At 63.4% G+C, this 15,117-nt stretch carries 12 protein-coding genes; 6 read left to right on the top strand and 6 right to left on the bottom strand.

Features of this window, described 5'->3' with window-relative positions:
* Positions 1 to 20: 20 nt before the first annotated feature.
* Positions 21 to 3,770, bottom strand: a complete 3,750-nt coding sequence (locus tag IE92_RS0112845; RefSeq protein WP_030148906.1) for a multifunctional oxoglutarate decarboxylase/oxoglutarate dehydrogenase thiamine pyrophosphate-binding subunit/dihydrolipoyllysine-residue succinyltransferase subunit — start codon at positions 3,768 to 3,770, stop codon at positions 21 to 23.
* 283 nt (positions 3,771 to 4,053) lie between these two features.
* On the opposite strand from IE92_RS0112845, the gene IE92_RS0112840 reads away from it, so the two are divergent.
* Together IE92_RS0112840 and IE92_RS0112835 are read left to right on the top strand one after the other, a co-directional pair.
* Entirely contained in the window at positions 4,054 to 5,502 is a 1,449-nt protein-coding gene (locus IE92_RS0112840; RefSeq protein ID WP_081864123.1) for a hemolysin family protein, read from the top strand.
* Positions 5,499 to 6,563, top strand: a complete 1,065-nt coding sequence (locus tag IE92_RS0112835) for a hemolysin family protein (protein WP_030148904.1) — start codon at positions 5,499 to 5,501, stop codon at positions 6,561 to 6,563. The genes IE92_RS0112840 and IE92_RS0112835 overlap by 4 nt, the downstream gene beginning before the upstream one ends.
* 73 nt (positions 6,564 to 6,636) lie before the next feature.
* Here IE92_RS0112835 and IE92_RS18420 read toward each other — a convergent pair whose 3' ends face one another.
* The 4 genes from IE92_RS18420 to IE92_RS0112825 form a co-directional block, all read right to left on the bottom strand.
* Positions 6,637 to 7,323, bottom strand: a complete 687-nt coding sequence (locus IE92_RS18420) for an MAE_28990/MAE_18760 family HEPN-like nuclease (RefSeq protein WP_156027551.1) — start codon at positions 7,321 to 7,323, stop codon at positions 6,637 to 6,639.
* Entirely contained in the window at positions 7,313 to 8,479 is a 1,167-nt protein-coding gene (locus tag IE92_RS17925) for a DUF262 domain-containing protein (protein ID WP_081864122.1), read from the bottom strand. The genes IE92_RS18420 and IE92_RS17925 overlap by 11 nt, the downstream gene beginning before the upstream one ends.
* A 224-nt stretch (positions 8,480 to 8,703) precedes the next feature.
* Positions 8,704 to 9,786, bottom strand: coding sequence for an NADH:flavin oxidoreductase/NADH oxidase (locus tag IE92_RS0112830; RefSeq protein ID WP_030148903.1), 1,083 nt, complete (start codon positions 9,784 to 9,786; stop codon positions 8,704 to 8,706).
* A gap of 23 nt (positions 9,787 to 9,809) precedes the next feature.
* Positions 9,810 to 10,424, bottom strand: coding sequence for an HAD family hydrolase (locus tag IE92_RS0112825; protein WP_030148902.1), 615 nt, complete (start codon positions 10,422 to 10,424; stop codon positions 9,810 to 9,812).
* Positions 10,425 to 10,507: 83 nt separating this feature from the next.
* Here IE92_RS0112825 and IE92_RS0112820 point away from each other — a divergent pair, with 83 nt between their 5' ends.
* A complete protein-coding gene (locus IE92_RS0112820) occupies positions 10,508 to 11,761 on the top strand; it encodes a glycosyltransferase family 87 protein (RefSeq protein WP_051701933.1) in 1,254 nt (417 codons plus the stop codon).
* Between the two features lies 1 nt (position 11,762).
* Positions 11,763 to 12,065 carry a thiamine-binding protein gene (locus IE92_RS0112815; protein ID WP_030148900.1) on the top strand — a complete coding sequence of 101 codons (303 nt, stop codon included), beginning with the start codon at positions 11,763 to 11,765 and terminating at the stop codon, positions 12,063 to 12,065.
* A 79-nt stretch (positions 12,066 to 12,144) separates the two neighbouring features.
* Here the strand turns inward: IE92_RS0112815 and IE92_RS17430 are convergent, their stop codons facing one another.
* Complete coding sequence (locus IE92_RS17430) at positions 12,145 to 12,663, bottom strand: GNAT family N-acetyltransferase (protein ID WP_030148899.1); 519 nt, start codon at positions 12,661 to 12,663, stop codon at positions 12,145 to 12,147.
* 296 nt (positions 12,664 to 12,959) lie between these two features.
* Between IE92_RS17430 and IE92_RS17425 the strand changes: the two genes are divergently transcribed.
* Positions 12,960 to 13,565 (top strand): hypothetical protein, encoded by a 606-nt coding sequence (locus IE92_RS17425; protein WP_030148898.1) that lies wholly within the window; start codon positions 12,960 to 12,962, stop codon positions 13,563 to 13,565.
* A gap of 210 nt (positions 13,566 to 13,775) precedes the next feature.
* The gene (locus IE92_RS0112800; protein ID WP_030148897.1) at positions 13,776 to 15,011 is read left to right on the top strand and encodes an MFS transporter; all 1,236 of its coding nucleotides are present in this window, start codon (positions 13,776 to 13,778) and stop codon (positions 15,009 to 15,011) included.
* Positions 15,012 to 15,117 lie beyond the last annotated feature (106 nt).

Genomic DNA, 15,117 nt, shown 5'->3' with positions numbered 1-15,117 from the left:
GACCGTGAGTGTGCGCGAGCCTACTGCTCGAGTGCGCGGGTGATGATTGCCGTCTGCTCGGCGGCGTGACGCTTGGCCGACCCGGTGGCGGGGGAGGCCGAGGCGCGACGCGAGATCACGCGAACGCGACGCTCGGGCAGCAGCTTGCGGGTCTCCAGGGCGATGAACGGCCACGCACCCTGGTTCTCCGGCTCATCCTGCACCCAGACCAGCTCGGCGTTGGGGTAGCGCTCGGCGACCGCGGTCAGCTCGTGGCCGGGCAGCGGGTAGTACTGCTCCAGGCGAACCAGGGCGATCTTCTCGTCCGGGTTCTTGGCCAGCTCGGCGGCCAGATCCCAGTGAATCTTGCCGGCGTGCAGCAGGACCCGGGTGACGGCGGCGGGATCGGTGATCCGTGCGTCGTCGATAACCGGCTCGAACTTGCCCGAGGTGAAGTCGCCGATCTCGCTGGTCGCTCCGCGCAGACGCAGCATGGCCTTCGGGGTGAAGACCACCAGCGGACGACGCGGACGTGCGTAGGCCTGACGGCGCAGCAGGTGGAAGTAGCTGGCCGGGGTCGACGGACGGGCCACGGTCATGTTGTTCTCGGCGGCGAGCTGCAGGAAGCGCTCGATCCGGGCGGAGGAGTGGTCCGGGCCCTGACCCTCGAAACCGTGCGGCAGCAGCAGCACAACGCTCGAGCGCTGGCCCCACTTCTGCTCGGCCGAGGAGATGAACTCGTCGATGATGGTCTGCGCACCGTTGGCGAAGTCACCAAACTGTGCCTCCCACAGCACCAGGGCGTCGGGACGCTCGACCGAGTAGCCGTACTCGAAGCCCATGACCGCGTACTCGCTGAGCAGCGAGTCGTAGATCCAGAATCGAGCCTGCGACTCGGAGAGGTTCGCCAGCGGCAGCCACTCCTGGCCGCTCACCCGGTCGTGCAGGACCGCGTGACGCTGCACGAAGGTGCCGCGGCGGCTGTCCTGACCACTCATGCGCACCGGGGTGCCCTCCATGAGCAGCGAACCCAGGGCGAGCAGCTCGCCGAAGCCCCAGTCCACGCTGCCGTTGCGGCTCATGTCCAGGCGCTTCTGCAGCAGCTGCTGCAGCTTGGGGTGCACGGTGAAGCCCTCGGGCTTGTTGTTGAACGCGTCGCCGATCTGGTGGACCAGCGCCTCGCTGACACCGGTCGAGGCGGGCTCGCCGGTGTAGCCGTCGTCCTCACCCTCCGCGGCAGGCAGCACCAGCACGTTGGAGGAGGTCTGCGCCGCATGGGTCTCCATGAACGCGCGTTCCAGGCGGTCCTGGAAGTCGCGGTGGGCGGCCTCGTACTCCTCCTGGGTGATGTCCCCACGGCCAACCAGGCCCTCGGTGTAGAGCTTACGAACGCTGCGCTTGGCCTCGATCAGGTTGTACATCAGCGGCTGGGTCATCGAGGGGTCATCACCCTCGTTGTGACCGCGACGACGGTAGCAGATCAGGTCGATCACGACGTCCTTGTGGAACTTCTGACGGAACTCGAAGGCGAGCTCGGCCACCCGAACCACGGCCTCGGGGTCATCCCCGTTGACGTGCCAGATCGGTGCCTGGATGGTCTTGGCCACATCGCTCGAGTAGGTCGAGGTACGTCCCTCGCCCGGCGTGGTGGTGAAGCCCACCTGGTTGTTGACGATGACGTGGATGGTTCCACCGGTGCGGTATCCGCGCAGCTGGGACATCTGCATGGTCTCCAGAACCACGCCCTGTCCGGCCATCGCCGCGTCTCCGTGCACCAGGATCGGCAGCGTGGTGAACGTGCCGATGGGCTGACGGTCCTGCTTGGCGCGCACGATGCCCTCCAGGACACCGTTGACGGCCTCGAGGTGCGAGGGGTTCGCGGCCAGGTAAACCGGCAGCTGCTCCCCGCCGGCACCGTGGAAGGTGCCCTCGGTGCCCAGGTGGTACTTCACGTCTCCGGAACCGGAGATGTTCTCGTTGGTGCGTCCCTCAAACTCGCGGAAAATCTGACCGTAGGTCTTGCCGGCGATGTTGGTGAGGACGTTCAGGCGTCCACGGTGGGCCATACCGATAGCCGCGCCGTCGAGGTTCGCCTCGGCCGCGCCCTGCAGGATGGCATCGAGCAGCGGAATAACCGACTCGCCACCCTCGAGGCTGAAGCGCTTCTGGCCCACGTACTTGGTCTGCAGGAAGGTCTCGAAGGCCTCGGCCTCGTTGAGCTTGCCGAGGATGCGCAGCTGCTCATCGCGCGTCGGCTTGGCGTAGGGGCGCTCGACCTTGTCCTGCATCCACTGACGCTGGGCCGGGTCCTGGATGTGCATGTACTCCAGGCCGATGGTGCGGCAGTAGGAGTCGCGCAGGATGCCCAGGATGTCGCGCAGCTTGGCGGTCTGGGTGCCGCCGAGGCCGCCGGTGACAAACTCGCGGTCCAGGTCCCAGAAGGTGAGGCCGTGGCTGGAAATGTCGAGGTCGGGGTGGCGACGCTGGACGTATTCCAGCGGGTCCACATCGGCCATCAGGTGGCCGCGCACGCGGAAGGCGTTGACGAGTTCCTGGACCCGGGAGGTCTTGTTCAGGAAGCCGCTGACATCCACCGAGATATCCGGTGCCCAGTGAATGGGGTCATAGGGGATGCGCAGGGCGGCGAAGATGTCCTCGTAGAAGTTACGCTGACCGAGCAGCAGCTCGTGCACACGCTTGAGGAACTCACCCGAACCCGCACCCTGGATGACGCGGTGGTCATAGGTGGAGGTCAGGGTGATGGTCTTGCCGATGCCCAGGTCCACCAGCGTCTTGGGGCTGGAACCCTGGAACTCGGCCGGGTAGTCCAGCGCACCGGCACCGATGATGCAGCCCTGTCCCGACATCAGACGCGGCACCGAGTGCACGGTGCCGATTCCGCCGGGGTTGGTCAGCGAGATGGTGGTGCCGGCATAGTCGGCCATGGTGAGCTTGTTATTGCGTCCACGCTTGATGAGGTCTTCATACGCGGAGAGATACTCGCTGAAGCTCATCATGTCGGCGGCCTTGATCGAGGGCACCACGAGCGAGCGGGTTCCATCGGGCTTGGGTACGTCGATCGCGATACCGAGGTTGATGTGCGCCGGGGCCACCACGCTCGGCTTGCCGTCGATCTCGGCGTAGTAGACGTTCTGGCTCGGGGTCTCCTTGATCGCCTGAATCAGCGCCCAGCCGATCAGGTGGGTGAAGGACACCTTGCCACCGCGAGCGCGGGCCAGGTGGTTGTTGATGACGATGCGGTTGTCGATCATCAGCTTCGCCGGAATGGTGCGCACGCTGGTGGCGGTGGGGACCGCTACCGAGGCATCCATGTTCTTGGCGAGGGTCTTGGCCAGACCCTTGAGCGGGGTGACCACATCCTCCGCGGGCTCCACCGCGGGGGCCGCGGCATCGGCGTCGGGCTTCTTTGCCGGACGCGGGGCCTGCGCGGGGATCGGGTTCGCATTGGGCTGATGCGCGGTGGTGCGTGCCACCGGCTGCGCGCCGGTGGTGGGAGCCGGGGGCGCCGGCTGCGCGGCGGTCGGCTCAGTGGATGCCGCGGGGGCCGATGTCGACGGGGTCGATGTCGCGGGGACACCACCGCCGATCGCCCCGGTCTGCCCGGCCTGTTGGCTCGTGTGGAAGGCCTCAAGCGTGGGCCACCACGACTCGTCCACCGAGTTCTTATCCGCTAAAAATTTCTCGTAAAGCTCTTCGACCAACCACTCGTTGGCCCCGAACTCTCCGGACGAACCGTCCCCGGCTCCGACTCCGGTCAACTGGCTTGACACCGCCAGACCACCACTCTCTCCGTGACATTTGCGAATTCAACGCCGTAGGTTGCGACGCTGCATATCTACTGCACAAGCCTAGACCTTTTTTTAGGTTCCAGGAATGTTCGGGCCCGGTGAGGTGTGAAATCCGTCGCAGGTCTTGTCACGCAGACATTTTGTGGACTTTCTGATGCGGCTTTCGACGCGGTTTGTTATGCTATTTGGCACAATGGATGACCCTCCTCGATCTCTCATGCCCGGCCACCTTCGACATAGACACGCTCACACGGCGGTGATCTAAATGTCGGAATGGGTGCTGCTGGGCATCGGTTTGTTGCTGACGGTAGGTACCGGATTCTTCGTTGCCTCCGAATTCGCCCTGGTGAACCTCGATCGTTCCGATCTTGAGGCCCGGCGCGACCGTGGTGAGCAAAAGCTCACCCGCACGATTGGCGCGCTGCGCCATACCTCCACACACCTCTCCAGCGCGCAGCTGGGCATCACGCTCACCACGCTGCTCGCGGGTTACACCCTGGAGCCCGGAATCTCGCGGCTGCTCGCCGACCCCTTTATTAGTTGGGGCGTGAGCGAGGACGCGATCGGGCCAATCTCGAGCGTGGTGGCCATCGTGATCGCCACCCTGATCTCGATGGTGATCGGCGAACTGGTGCCCAAGAACTTCGCCCTCGCGTTGCCGCTGGCAACCGCGAAGGTCGTGGTGCCGTTCCAGACCGCCTTCACCGCAATCTTTCGACCCGCTGTACAAGTCCTGAACGGAAGCGCCAACGGCGTGTTGCGTTCGGTGGGCATCGAACCCAAGGAGGAACTCTCCGGGGCCCGAACCGCCGAGGAACTCTCCAGCCTGCTGCGCCGTTCGGCGGGGGCGGGAACCCTGGAGGAGGACACCGCGACGCTGCTGGATCGCACCCTGCGCTTCTCCGCTCACGACGCCTCGGATGTGATGACCCCGCGCCTGCGCGTGGTCGCCGCGTCCCGCACCGATCCCGCCCAGGCGGTCCTGGACCTCGCCCGCGAGACCGGATTCTCCCGCTTCCCGGTGATCGACACCGATATCGATGACATCGTCGGGATCGTGCACCTCAAGCATGCGGTGGGCGTGCCACGCGAGCGTCGCGCGGACGTTCCGGTGTCGGCCCTGCAGGTCGACGTGCTGCGTGTCCCCGAGACGATGCCCCTGGACTTCCTGCTGGGCGAACTGCGCGGCCGTGGCCTGCAGATGGCCGTGGTGGTAGACGAGTACGGCGGAACCGCCGGCGTCGCGACCCTGGAAGACCTGGTCGAGGAAATCGTCGGCGAGGTATCCGATGAACACGACCGCACCAGCGCGGGCGTGGTGAACTCGGTGGAGGGCGTGCTCTTCCCGGGCAGCCTGCGCCCCGATGAGCTGCGCGAGCGCACCGGCATTCTGGTGCCCGAAGAGGGCCCCTATGAGACCGTCGCCGGTTACCTGATGGCGATGCTGGGACGCGTCCCGGCGATCGGCGACGAGTACGCCGCCGAGCACGGCACCTTCCGGGTCGAGCGGATGGACGGACACCGGATCGACCGGATTCGCTTCCGCAGCACCGAGCGCCTGGCATCCGATGCCGCCGCCACCGGCGCGGCCGACACCCCGGCCCCCGCGGTCTCCGACGCCGAAAACAGCGCCCCGCGCACCGGCGTCACGCTGATCCCGGAGGCCATCACCCGCCCGAATGAGGACCCGAAGAATAAGGAGGTGCAGCGATGAGTGACTGGGCCGGAATTGCCTGGCTGTTTGTGCTGCTGCTGGGAAACGCCTTCTTCGTGGGTGCCGAGTTTGCGGTGATCTCCGCACGCCGCTCGCAGATCGAGCCGCTGGCCGAAAAGGGCAAGCGCAGCGCGATCACCGCGCTCTGGGCGATGGAACACGCGACTCTGATGCTGGCCACCAGCCAGCTGGGTATCACCGTGTGTTCGCTGCTGATCCTGAACGTGTCCGAGCCGGCGATTCACCACCTGCTGGGGTATCCGCTGGCGCTGACCGGGCTGCCGGATGGTGTGGTGAGCACGATCGCGTTCATCATCACCCTGCTGCTGGTGTCCTACCTGCACGTGGTGTTTGGTGAGATGGTTCCCAAGAACCTCTCCTTCTCGGTGCCCGACCGCGCGGTGCTGATCCTGGCCCCGCCGCTGGTGTTTATCGCCCGCGTGTTCAAGCCGATCATCTGGGGTCTGAACTGGTTCGCGAACCTGGTCCTGCACGCGATGCGGGTGGTGCCCAAGAACGAGGCCAACTCGACCTTCACCCTGGACGAGGTCGCCACGATCGTGTCCCAGTCCACCCGCGAGGGTGTGCTGACCGATAACTCGGGCGCGCTGACTGCGGCGTTTGAGTTCACCGGTAAGAAGGTATCCGATGTGGCGATCCCCACCGCCGAGTTGGTGACCCTGCCCGCGGGCGTGACCACCTCTCAGCTGGAGCGGGCGGTCGCCAAGAAGGGCTTCTCGCGCTACGTGATCACCGGGTCGGGCGAGGGGGAGGAACACGACCTCCTCGGTTACCTGCACCTCAAGGACGTGCTGCGCTTTGACACCGGTGGGGACGAGGACTCCCCGGATCAGCCGATTCCGCTGCGTCGGATCCGCCGGTTGATCTCGCTGCCCGAAACCGAGGACCTGGAGGACGCCCTGGCGACGATGCGTCGCTCGGGCTCGCACCTGGCCCGCGCGATCGACACCGAGGGGCAGACCACCGGTGTGCTCTTCCTCGAGGACATCATCGAGGAGCTGGTGGGTGAGGTGCACGACGCCACCCGCCGCGACACCTAGTCCACCACACATCTGCGCCCCCGCCGAGAATCCTCGGCGGGGGCGTTGCGTCTTACCAATGAGAAGACGATTTCTAATCGGCCAAAACTGATGAGCTCAACTGCTCCGCTTTTCGATCAAGTCGCTCGGCAAATGGATGGACAAATAGCAAATATCTTGTCACGTCAGCAGGCGTGGGAGTGCGACTCTTGGTGCCGTGGGCTATGTCATTTCGGCAATCAACCACATCGCGAATACTGAACCGAATGTTTGCAGTATGAATGTCGCCCAGATGGTCAGTAACTTCAATTTCGCCGTCGCAAACCGCCGTTACGCTTCCCATGCATTTGAATAGATTATCAATCACGTCGGATTTTGCGCTCGTTACGATCCGTGCAAATTTATCCGCATCCAGCGTCCCTTTCGCCGGCTTTGCATTGTCATTCCAAAGATTGGCAAGCGGAAGTAGAGATTTCCGAAGTAAAGCCTGACGTTGAGGATCGTTTTGAGAGGAGATGACTTCCTTCAACCTGGGTAATGTCTGGTGTTCTCGTACTCCCAATGGAATTCGTCGAGCTTCGAGTTCACCAGTCCCGATCGAATCGATGAATTCGAGTGCGAGCGACTTTAAAAAGGCTTCAAAATGACTGACCATCAGAACAATTGCAGCGCGACATAGTGTGTTTGCTGCAGTGATCTCTTCTCTGGCTTCAGCTGCGACGGCTAGTTTTTGTAGAAGAAGGACTTCTGAGATACCTTCTTCAAATGTGTCAATTGCCACGTCCATTAAGCCCTTCGGCAACAACTTCTGCGGGTAGGGAACTTGAAATCCCGAGCTGCTGAAGCCGGTCAGTAAACGCTGCGATCCGATATAGAACTCGAGCACGATCCGCGGTGGCACGACCGATTGAAACTTGAAACCGCTCTTCGACGGATAATTCTGCAAGTGCTGCACTCGCGGATTCTTTTTTGGAGACTAGGTCAGCCTGATCGCAATGTGCCACTGAGACCATAACTGCATCGAAAAGAGCTTTGTTCACAGGATTCTGAGATCCTGGAGCTTTAAAAGGAGTTTCACCAAAAGTATCGAAAACTGTCGCACAGGTATCGATGAAGAGGCTACGGTCTTTGTCCGAGCACGGGGCTTTCATGTTCGACCGCATATGTTCATTCAGTAACTGTCGGAGCGGGGGCCTGTAATCTGTTAGCTCGCTTACCAACGCAAAGAAACGGAGTACAAGCTCTTCGTGTCCCATTCGTTTGTTTGTGTAGTTACCGAGAATTCTTTTGAATTCCGCATTTCCCGCGAGATTCTTCAATGAAGAATTGTATGGTCCGCGGTAAACGGAGTTTCTGAGTTCTTGGGCCACAAGACTGGCTGCCCCAGTATTCAGACGTTCGAACACATCAAACTTGATATCCGGGTGGCTATCAGCAGTGATGACAATACAGCGGATAGTTCGACCCTCAAGCCTCCGCTGGTCTTTTGGTGAAAGATCGGAAAACTTGGCCCCGTTTAGTTCGCTGAGGACGGAAACTCCGTTCAAGGCAAATTCGTCATCCAAGAATTTCCGAATTGTCTTTAAACGCTGAAGGCCATCAATAACCTCATACACTCCTTGGTCGTCTTCTGCGAAATAGCAAACCGGAATCGGAACGTTTAGCAGGAGTGATTCAATTAGGCGCGACGCTTTTCCGTTGTCCCATACATATTTACGTTGGTATTCAATGTTGAGGCTGATACGACCGGTTTTAATATCTTCGCGAATTGCTCTTACGCCTAAATCGTAAGGTTGAGTTACGAGTTTGCGTTCTGAGGGCTCTATGTCGAGCGGCGAGGATTGCTCTGACTCGCCACTTTCGAAATCGTCGGATTCGTCTGAATCTGATTGTATTTCCGTTAGTTCGGTTTCAGGCAATTGATTAGTGATTGGCAACGGGCTGTCTCCTCAAGTTGAATCTCGATTCTCAAACGTATTGCTAAGACGTACTTGTTTGCAGCCGCCAAAAAGGGGGACATGATGCTTGACATTCACGATGATGAATCGAGTTTGAGGAGCTGGTGGGTGAGGTGCACGACGCCACCCGCCGCGACTACTAGTTCCCAACACCGCAGCTCCCCCGCCGAGAATTCTCGGCGGGGGAGCTGCGGTGTTGATCCCTAGTGGGTTCGGTAGGGGGCTCGTCCATACGGGCCCGGGACGTAGTCGATCTCGGCACCCAGGACGTGCGCCGCCCGCAGCGGGAAGTGTGGATCGCGCAGGGCCTCGCGTCCGATCAGGATGGCATCCGCCTGCGCGGCTGCCAGCGTTTCGGCCACCTGCTCGGGTGTGGTGAACAGGCCCACCGCGGCGACCGGGATGCCGGTAGCGGCGCGCAGGCTCGCGGCGAAGGGAACCTGATAGCCGGGGGCTGCCGGGACGTGCTGGTGGGCCACGAGCCCGCCGGTGGAGACATCCAGCAGATCGGCTCCGGCCGCCTCGGCGCGGCGACCGATATCGGTGATGAGCTCCTCGGTGAGGCCACCCTCGGCCCAGTCGGTGGCCGACAGGCGCACAAAGATCGGCAGGTCGCCAACCCGGGTGCGCACCTCACGAATCACCAGCTCCAGCAGCTTGGCCCGGTTCTCCGGGCTGCCCCCAAACGAGTCGGTGCGGGTGTTGGACAACGGGGAGAGGAACGAGTGCAGCAGGTAGCCGTGGGCCGCGTGAATCTCGATCACCTTGAACCCGGCATCCACCGCCCGCCGCGCGGCGGCACCGAAGTCTCGCACGACCCCGGCGATATCGGCGGTGGTCATTTCGCGCGGGGCGGCGTATCCCTCAAACGCGATCGCCGAAGGCGCGACGGTGGCCCAGCCGCCCTCGGATTCGGGCACGCTGCCGGTCCGATCGGTGCCCCAGGGGCGGTAGATCGAGGCCTTGCGTCCGGCATGGGCCAGCTGGATACCCGGCAGGGCACCCTGCGAGGCAATAAACGCGGTGATCGGTGCCCAGGCTGCGGCCTGCTGGTCGTTCCAGATCCCGGTGTCCTGCGGGGAGATCCGGCCCTCGGGGGAAACCGCGGTGGCCTCGGTCAGCACGATGCCGGCGCCGCCGATCGCGAACTGCCCCAGATGGACGGCATGCCAGGCGGTGGGGACACCGTCCTGACGTTCCACCGCATACTGACACATCGGGGCGATCCAGATGCGGTTGCGGGCGGTGACAGAGCCCAGGGTCAGCGGGCTAAAGGGTGATGACATGGAAACCTTTTGACTGGCCGGCGCTAGGCGAGTTCGGTCAGGAACGCGCGCAGGCTGCCGGGGGAGGTGTACACGTGGCCGGTGATGCCGAGCTCGCGTGCGGCGGAGATGTTCTCCTCCTTGTTATCGATAAACACCATCCGGTCGGCGTCGATTCCCAGCAGGTTCAGTGTGTGAACGTAGATGTCGTGATTGGGCTTGATCATGTCGATTTCGCCGCTCACAACAAACTCATCGAAGTAGCCAGCGAGCGGACCGTGACGGAAGTAGCCACCAAAATCGGCCCCGGCGTTGGAGAGCAGGGCGAGGCGGGTGCCGCCCTCGGAGAGTTCGCGGATGATCGCAAACACCGCAGGGTCCACCGAGAGCCAGCTGCGGAAGTCGCTGATCCAGATCTCCTGAATCCGGGCGTCGTCCCAGTGGGTGCCCAGCTCGTCGGCGATGAGTCGCCAGTACTCCAGAACGCTGATGGTGCCCTGATCCAGCGGTGCGCGGTGCTTCCAGTACGGCGGCAGCAGGGTTTCGGCATCCACGCCGGTCAGCTCGACGGTGCGGGCGAAATCCTCGGCGTTCTGGGGGAGCGAGATGACATCCCCGTAGTCAAAGACGACGGTGCGGGGGTTCAGGTTGAGGCTCATGGGTGTCCCTTCTTTGGGGCCCAGCGTATCCGTTTGCCTGCCAAACTCATGGAATCGTTACGCGCGCCACCTAGGATGAGGATGTGAATTCCCGACTTACCCCGTACTGGGTCATCTTTGTCCTTGTCCACCTCTGGGCATTCTGGCTCGCACTGACCTCCTCGGGGTACCCGCTGGGAGACGTCACGATCGTGTACCTCCCGTGGTCCGAACAGGCCATGAACGGCGGATCGATCGTTGGGATCAACCAGCCCTGGGTCTATCCGATCCTGGCGCTGCTGCCGATGATCCCGCCGCTGGCCTTCGGCCACGAGCTGTATGCGGTGGGCTGGCTGGTGATGTGTTCGGTGCTCAACGCGATTGCCTACGCGGTGCTGCTGGGCAATGGACGCTCAATCGGGCGTAAGCGCGCGGCCGTCTGGTGGATGGCCTTTATCGTGGTGCTGGGGCCGATCGTGATGGGCCGGATCGACGCGGTGACCGTGCCGATGGCGATCGTGGCGCTGCTGATCATCTCGCGCCATCCGATGGTCGCCTCGATCATCCTGAGCATCGCGACCTGGATGAAGATCTGGCCGGCCGCGGCCATCGGCGCGGCGATTCTGGTGCTGCGTCAGCGGGTCAAGATTCTGGTGGGCGGCATCTACACAACCCTGGTCGTGCTGGTTGCCGCGCTGTTTATCGGCGGGTTCCCCAACGTGCTGTCCTTTATTACCCAGCAGACCGGGCGCGGCATTCAGGTTGAGGCCCCGGTGGCCGTGCCGTATCTGTGGATCGCCTCGCTGGGTGGCAATGCCAAGGTTTACTATGATCGCAACATCCTCACCTACCAGGTGCGTGGTGACGGGGTGGACGTGCTGACGGCCGTGATGACGCCGCTGTTGGTGCTGGTGGTCGCGCTGATCGCGGTGCTGGCCTGGCGTGCCCAGCGCAGCCGCACCAGCGCGCTGCGGATCCTTCCGGTGCTGGTGCTGGCCCTGGTCACCGCGATGATCGCCGTGAACAAGGTGGGATCGCCGCAGTTCATGGTGTGGTTTATTGCCCCGATTGTGTTTGGGCTGGTGGTTTCGGCCGAGCGGTTCCGTTTCCCGGCGGTGCTCGCGCTGGTGCTGGGCCTGCTGACCCAGCTGTTCTATCCGTACCTGTACGGATCGCTGCTGCGGACCGAGCTGTGGGCGGTCATCACGATCACCCTGCGCAACATCGGTACGCTGGTTCTACTGGTCTGGTGTGTGCGCGAGCTGTGGCGCCTGGGGGCGCCGCACGTGCTGCCCAGCGCCGAGACCCGTGCCGCGGCCGCCCAGGCGGCGGCCACCCCCATCATCAAGGAGAGCTAACATGCTGGTTGCATTTTCGGTTTCACCCAGTGGCAGCGATAACGCCGACGCCTCGGTTCACGACGCGGTAGCCGCCGCGGTCAAGATCGTGCGCGACTCGGGCCTGCCCAACCACACCGACTCGATGTTCACCACCATCGAGGGCGAGTGGGACGAGGTCTTCGCGGTGATCAAGGCCGCGACCGAGGCCGTGGGCGCCTTCGGGTCCCGGGTTTCGCTGGTGCTCAAGGCGGACATTCGCCCGGGCTACAGCGGCGAGCTGACCGCCAAGCTGGATCGCCTGGAAGAGGCGCTCGCGGAATAGTCGCGGGCTCGGTGCGCGGTCTAACGTTTTCGCGGGCGGACGGGGCGGTCTTATCGGAACCGCTAGGCCGAAGGACGGCTCAGTTCGCGCGCGCCTCACGCCGCATCCTGAGATCCCGCGGCCAGGGCCAGGGCGGCACCGGGCCGGTCGGGGTGAAGCCCAGTCGCTCGTAGAGTCGCTGGCTGGCGGGGGTGCTGGCGTCCAGGGTGGCGGTGGCACCCCGGGCATCGATATCGGTGAGGGCATGCCGGATGAGGTGCCCGCCGAGGCCGCGCCCGCGGGCAACCTCGTCCACCACGACTGCCTCCAGATGCCAGACATCCGCGGCACTGATGGCCGGTCGCGGATGGAACCAGAGTGCGAGGGCGAGCGGGGTGCCGGTGGGGCCGGCGATCAGATCGACCCGACCCTCGGCGAGGGCCACCCGCATCGCACGGCGGTAGTACACCCGCAGCACGAGTGCACGGGCAGGGGCCCAGCGAATGATGCGTCGCCAGGCCGGATCCCGGTCAAACACGTGCACCAGCAGTTGGAGCGCGGCGCGGCGGCGAGTGCGGTCAAGCCAGACGATTGGCGGCGGGGACTCCGGCTGATCCATGAGGTGGCGCTCCTGCGTTGTGGGGCTCTGAAAAGTCGATGATTGCCACAATCCTATGGCGTGTGCCATTCTTCCCGGATAGTGACGCACGCAGGGCAGTAGACGGGGCTCTATCCTCAAGCGGACCCCTCATTCAGCCGAGGTTTACCCTCGGCGCTGACGCCCCATACCCTGGCCCACGTGGAGGGAGACGAAACCATTGTTGCCCCTGTTTTGGGGCCCCAGATCGGCGGGCAGACCCGCGATTAACGTGGTGTCGTGCTTCCCCTTCTGAGCCGCTCTGCCAGGGTGTAGCTATGGACTTACTCAAGACAATGGACCCGTATTCTGCGGTAGCCTCGTGGGCGATCTGGGAGACAAAACCGGAGGGTGGTGTTATCGATAAACTGGACTTTCCCGTAACGGTTTCGTCCCACCAGCTCAACCCGAGGGTAATGATTGTGGCGTTGAATCCGGCTCGGGAATCGGAGATTTCCCCGCAGGATGCCGCGTCCCAGAATAAGTGGGGAAACTTTCATACTGCGCGCAAACATAACGATCATTTCCTGGCACGCGCATTCGAAGGTACGCCGTACTGGGGCGCCTATATGGCCGACCTCTATCCCGAGATCAGGGAATCTGATTCGGGCAAGGTGCGTGCCGCGGACGATGTGGCCAAAGCGGGCGTTCGGTTATTGGTTGAACAGGCAAAGCTGCTCGGCGGTGTGGAAGTCATCATCTGTCTGGGGTCGAAAACCTACGACACCATCCTGAAGAACCTGTCTGAGCTGGCGGAGTTGGAAGGCGTCACCAAGGATTCTCTGCGCCGGGTGACCCACTACTCCGGGGCCGCCGCGGCGAAACACAAAAACAACCCCGAGGTCTATCGCACACTGGTCCATACGGAACTGGATATTCTCTAGGGCGATTTGGTGGTCCCGTGGGCTGCGCCGTGACGACGCCCGTCACTCGGACGCGGTCCGGTATTTCGGCTCGCGGGGCGGCTCGGCACGGTGGTGACCGTTGGGACCCGTCGGAAGGGTCACATCAGCGTGAACGCCGCATCAAGCCGGCTCAATGAACCTTTGGTAATACGGTCGAATCGATTTGAGTAATGCCGTAAAATGGGTGTAATGTCCCGCACCTATGTCGACCCGGCGAGTATCACTCCGGCCCGGGTCCGTCTCTCCCTCTTCGCCCTGGCCATCGGGGCCTTCGGCATCGGTACCACCGAGTTCGTCGCGATGGGCCTGCTGCCCGATATCGCCCGCGATCTGCTGCCCGACGTGTACGCGACCAATCCCGAGCTGGCCAACTCCCATGCGGGCTGGATGATCACCCTCTACGCCCTGGGCGTGGTGATCGGCGCGCCCACCATCGCCGCCGGTGTCGCCCGGTTCTCCCGGAAAACCGTGCTGTTCTGGCTCGCCGTGGCGTTCACCGTGGGAACCCTGGCGACCGCGGTCCTGCCGAGCTTCGGCTGGATCCTCGCCGCCCGTTTCCTCGCCGGCCTCCCGCACGGTGCCTACTTCGGGATCGCCGCCCTGGTGGCCGCGCGCCTGATGGGCCCCGAGAAGCGCGGCCGCGGCATTACCCTGGTGATGACCGGCCTCACCGTCTCCAACGTGATCGGGGTGCCCCTGGCCACCTCGATCGGTCAGAGCATGGGCTGGCGTGCGGCCTTCCTCCTGGTGGCCGGCATCTTTGCCCTCACCGCGGTGGCCGTGGCCCTGGTGATCCCGCGGGTCAAGGGCAACGCCGAGCAGACCCTGCGCCGTGAGCTGACCGTGTTCAAGCGTCCGCAGGTGTGGTTCGCGATCGGGATCGGGGCCATCGGATTCGGCGGATTCTTCGCCGTCTACTCCTATCTGGCACCACTCGGCACAGACGTGGCCGGCATCGATCCCGCCCACATCCCCTGGCTGTTGGCCACGATGGGTCTGGGCATGACCATCGGTACCCTCGCCGCCGGACACTTTGTGGACCGCAGCGTGCGCCGCACCCTCTACGGCTACTTCCTGATGATGGTGGTGGTCCTGATCGGGCTCTACTTCGCCGCCGGATGGGCACCGAGCCTGTTTATCTTCATCTTCCTGGTGGGCTTTGCCTCCAGCGGGATCGGCCCGGCCGTGCAGACCCGCCTGATGGATGTGGCCGGCGACGCCCAGTCCATCGCCGCGGCCCTGAACCACTCGGCCATGAACGTAGGTAACGCCGTGGGTGCCTTCCTCGGCGGCCTGGTCATCGGCGCCCAGCTGGGCTACCGCGCCCCGATCTGGGTGGGCCTCGCGCTCACCATCGCCGGCATTCTGATCGTGATGGCCTCCTACCGAGCCCAGCGGCATCTGGCCCCGCACGAGCGCCTCTAACGCTCGTTAGGCAGCCGAGTGAGTCGGCTTCTGCCGGAGTAAGCCTCACGCCCGTTAGGCGGCGCTCTGATGCCTCGCATGCGCACGTCTCACACTCGTGAGGCAG

This window comes from Mycetocola saprophilus, assembly GCF_000718085.1.
GTDB lineage: Bacteria > Actinomycetota > Actinomycetes > Actinomycetales > Microbacteriaceae > Mycetocola > Mycetocola saprophilus.
The sequence above is the reverse complement of the archived record's forward strand: the minus strand, read 5'-3'. Positions and strand labels throughout refer to the sequence as shown.

Bases quoted from the DNA above. Each gene is read 5' to 3' on its own strand.
- IE92_RS0112825 (WP_030148902.1), bottom strand. From the start codon at position 10,424: ATGAGCCTCAACCTGAACCCCCGCACCGTCGTCTTTGACTACGGGGAT.
- IE92_RS0112835 (WP_030148904.1), top strand. From the start codon at position 5,499: ATGAGTGACTGGGCCGGAATTGCCTGGCTGTTTGTGCTGCTGCTGGGA.
- IE92_RS0112840 (WP_081864123.1), top strand. From the start codon at position 4,054: ATGTCGGAATGGGTGCTGCTGGGCATCGGTTTGTTGCTGACGGTAGGT.
- IE92_RS0112815 (WP_030148900.1), top strand. From the start codon at position 11,763: ATGCTGGTTGCATTTTCGGTTTCACCCAGTGGCAGCGATAACGCCGAC.
- IE92_RS0112800 (WP_030148897.1), top strand. From the start codon at position 13,776: ATGTCCCGCACCTATGTCGACCCGGCGAGTATCACTCCGGCCCGGGTC.
- IE92_RS0112830 (WP_030148903.1), bottom strand. From the start codon at position 9,786: ATGTCATCACCCTTTAGCCCGCTGACCCTGGGCTCTGTCACCGCCCGC.
- IE92_RS17425 (WP_030148898.1), top strand. From the start codon at position 12,960: ATGGACTTACTCAAGACAATGGACCCGTATTCTGCGGTAGCCTCGTGG.
- IE92_RS17430 (WP_030148899.1), bottom strand. From the start codon at position 12,663: ATGGATCAGCCGGAGTCCCCGCCGCCAATCGTCTGGCTTGACCGCACT.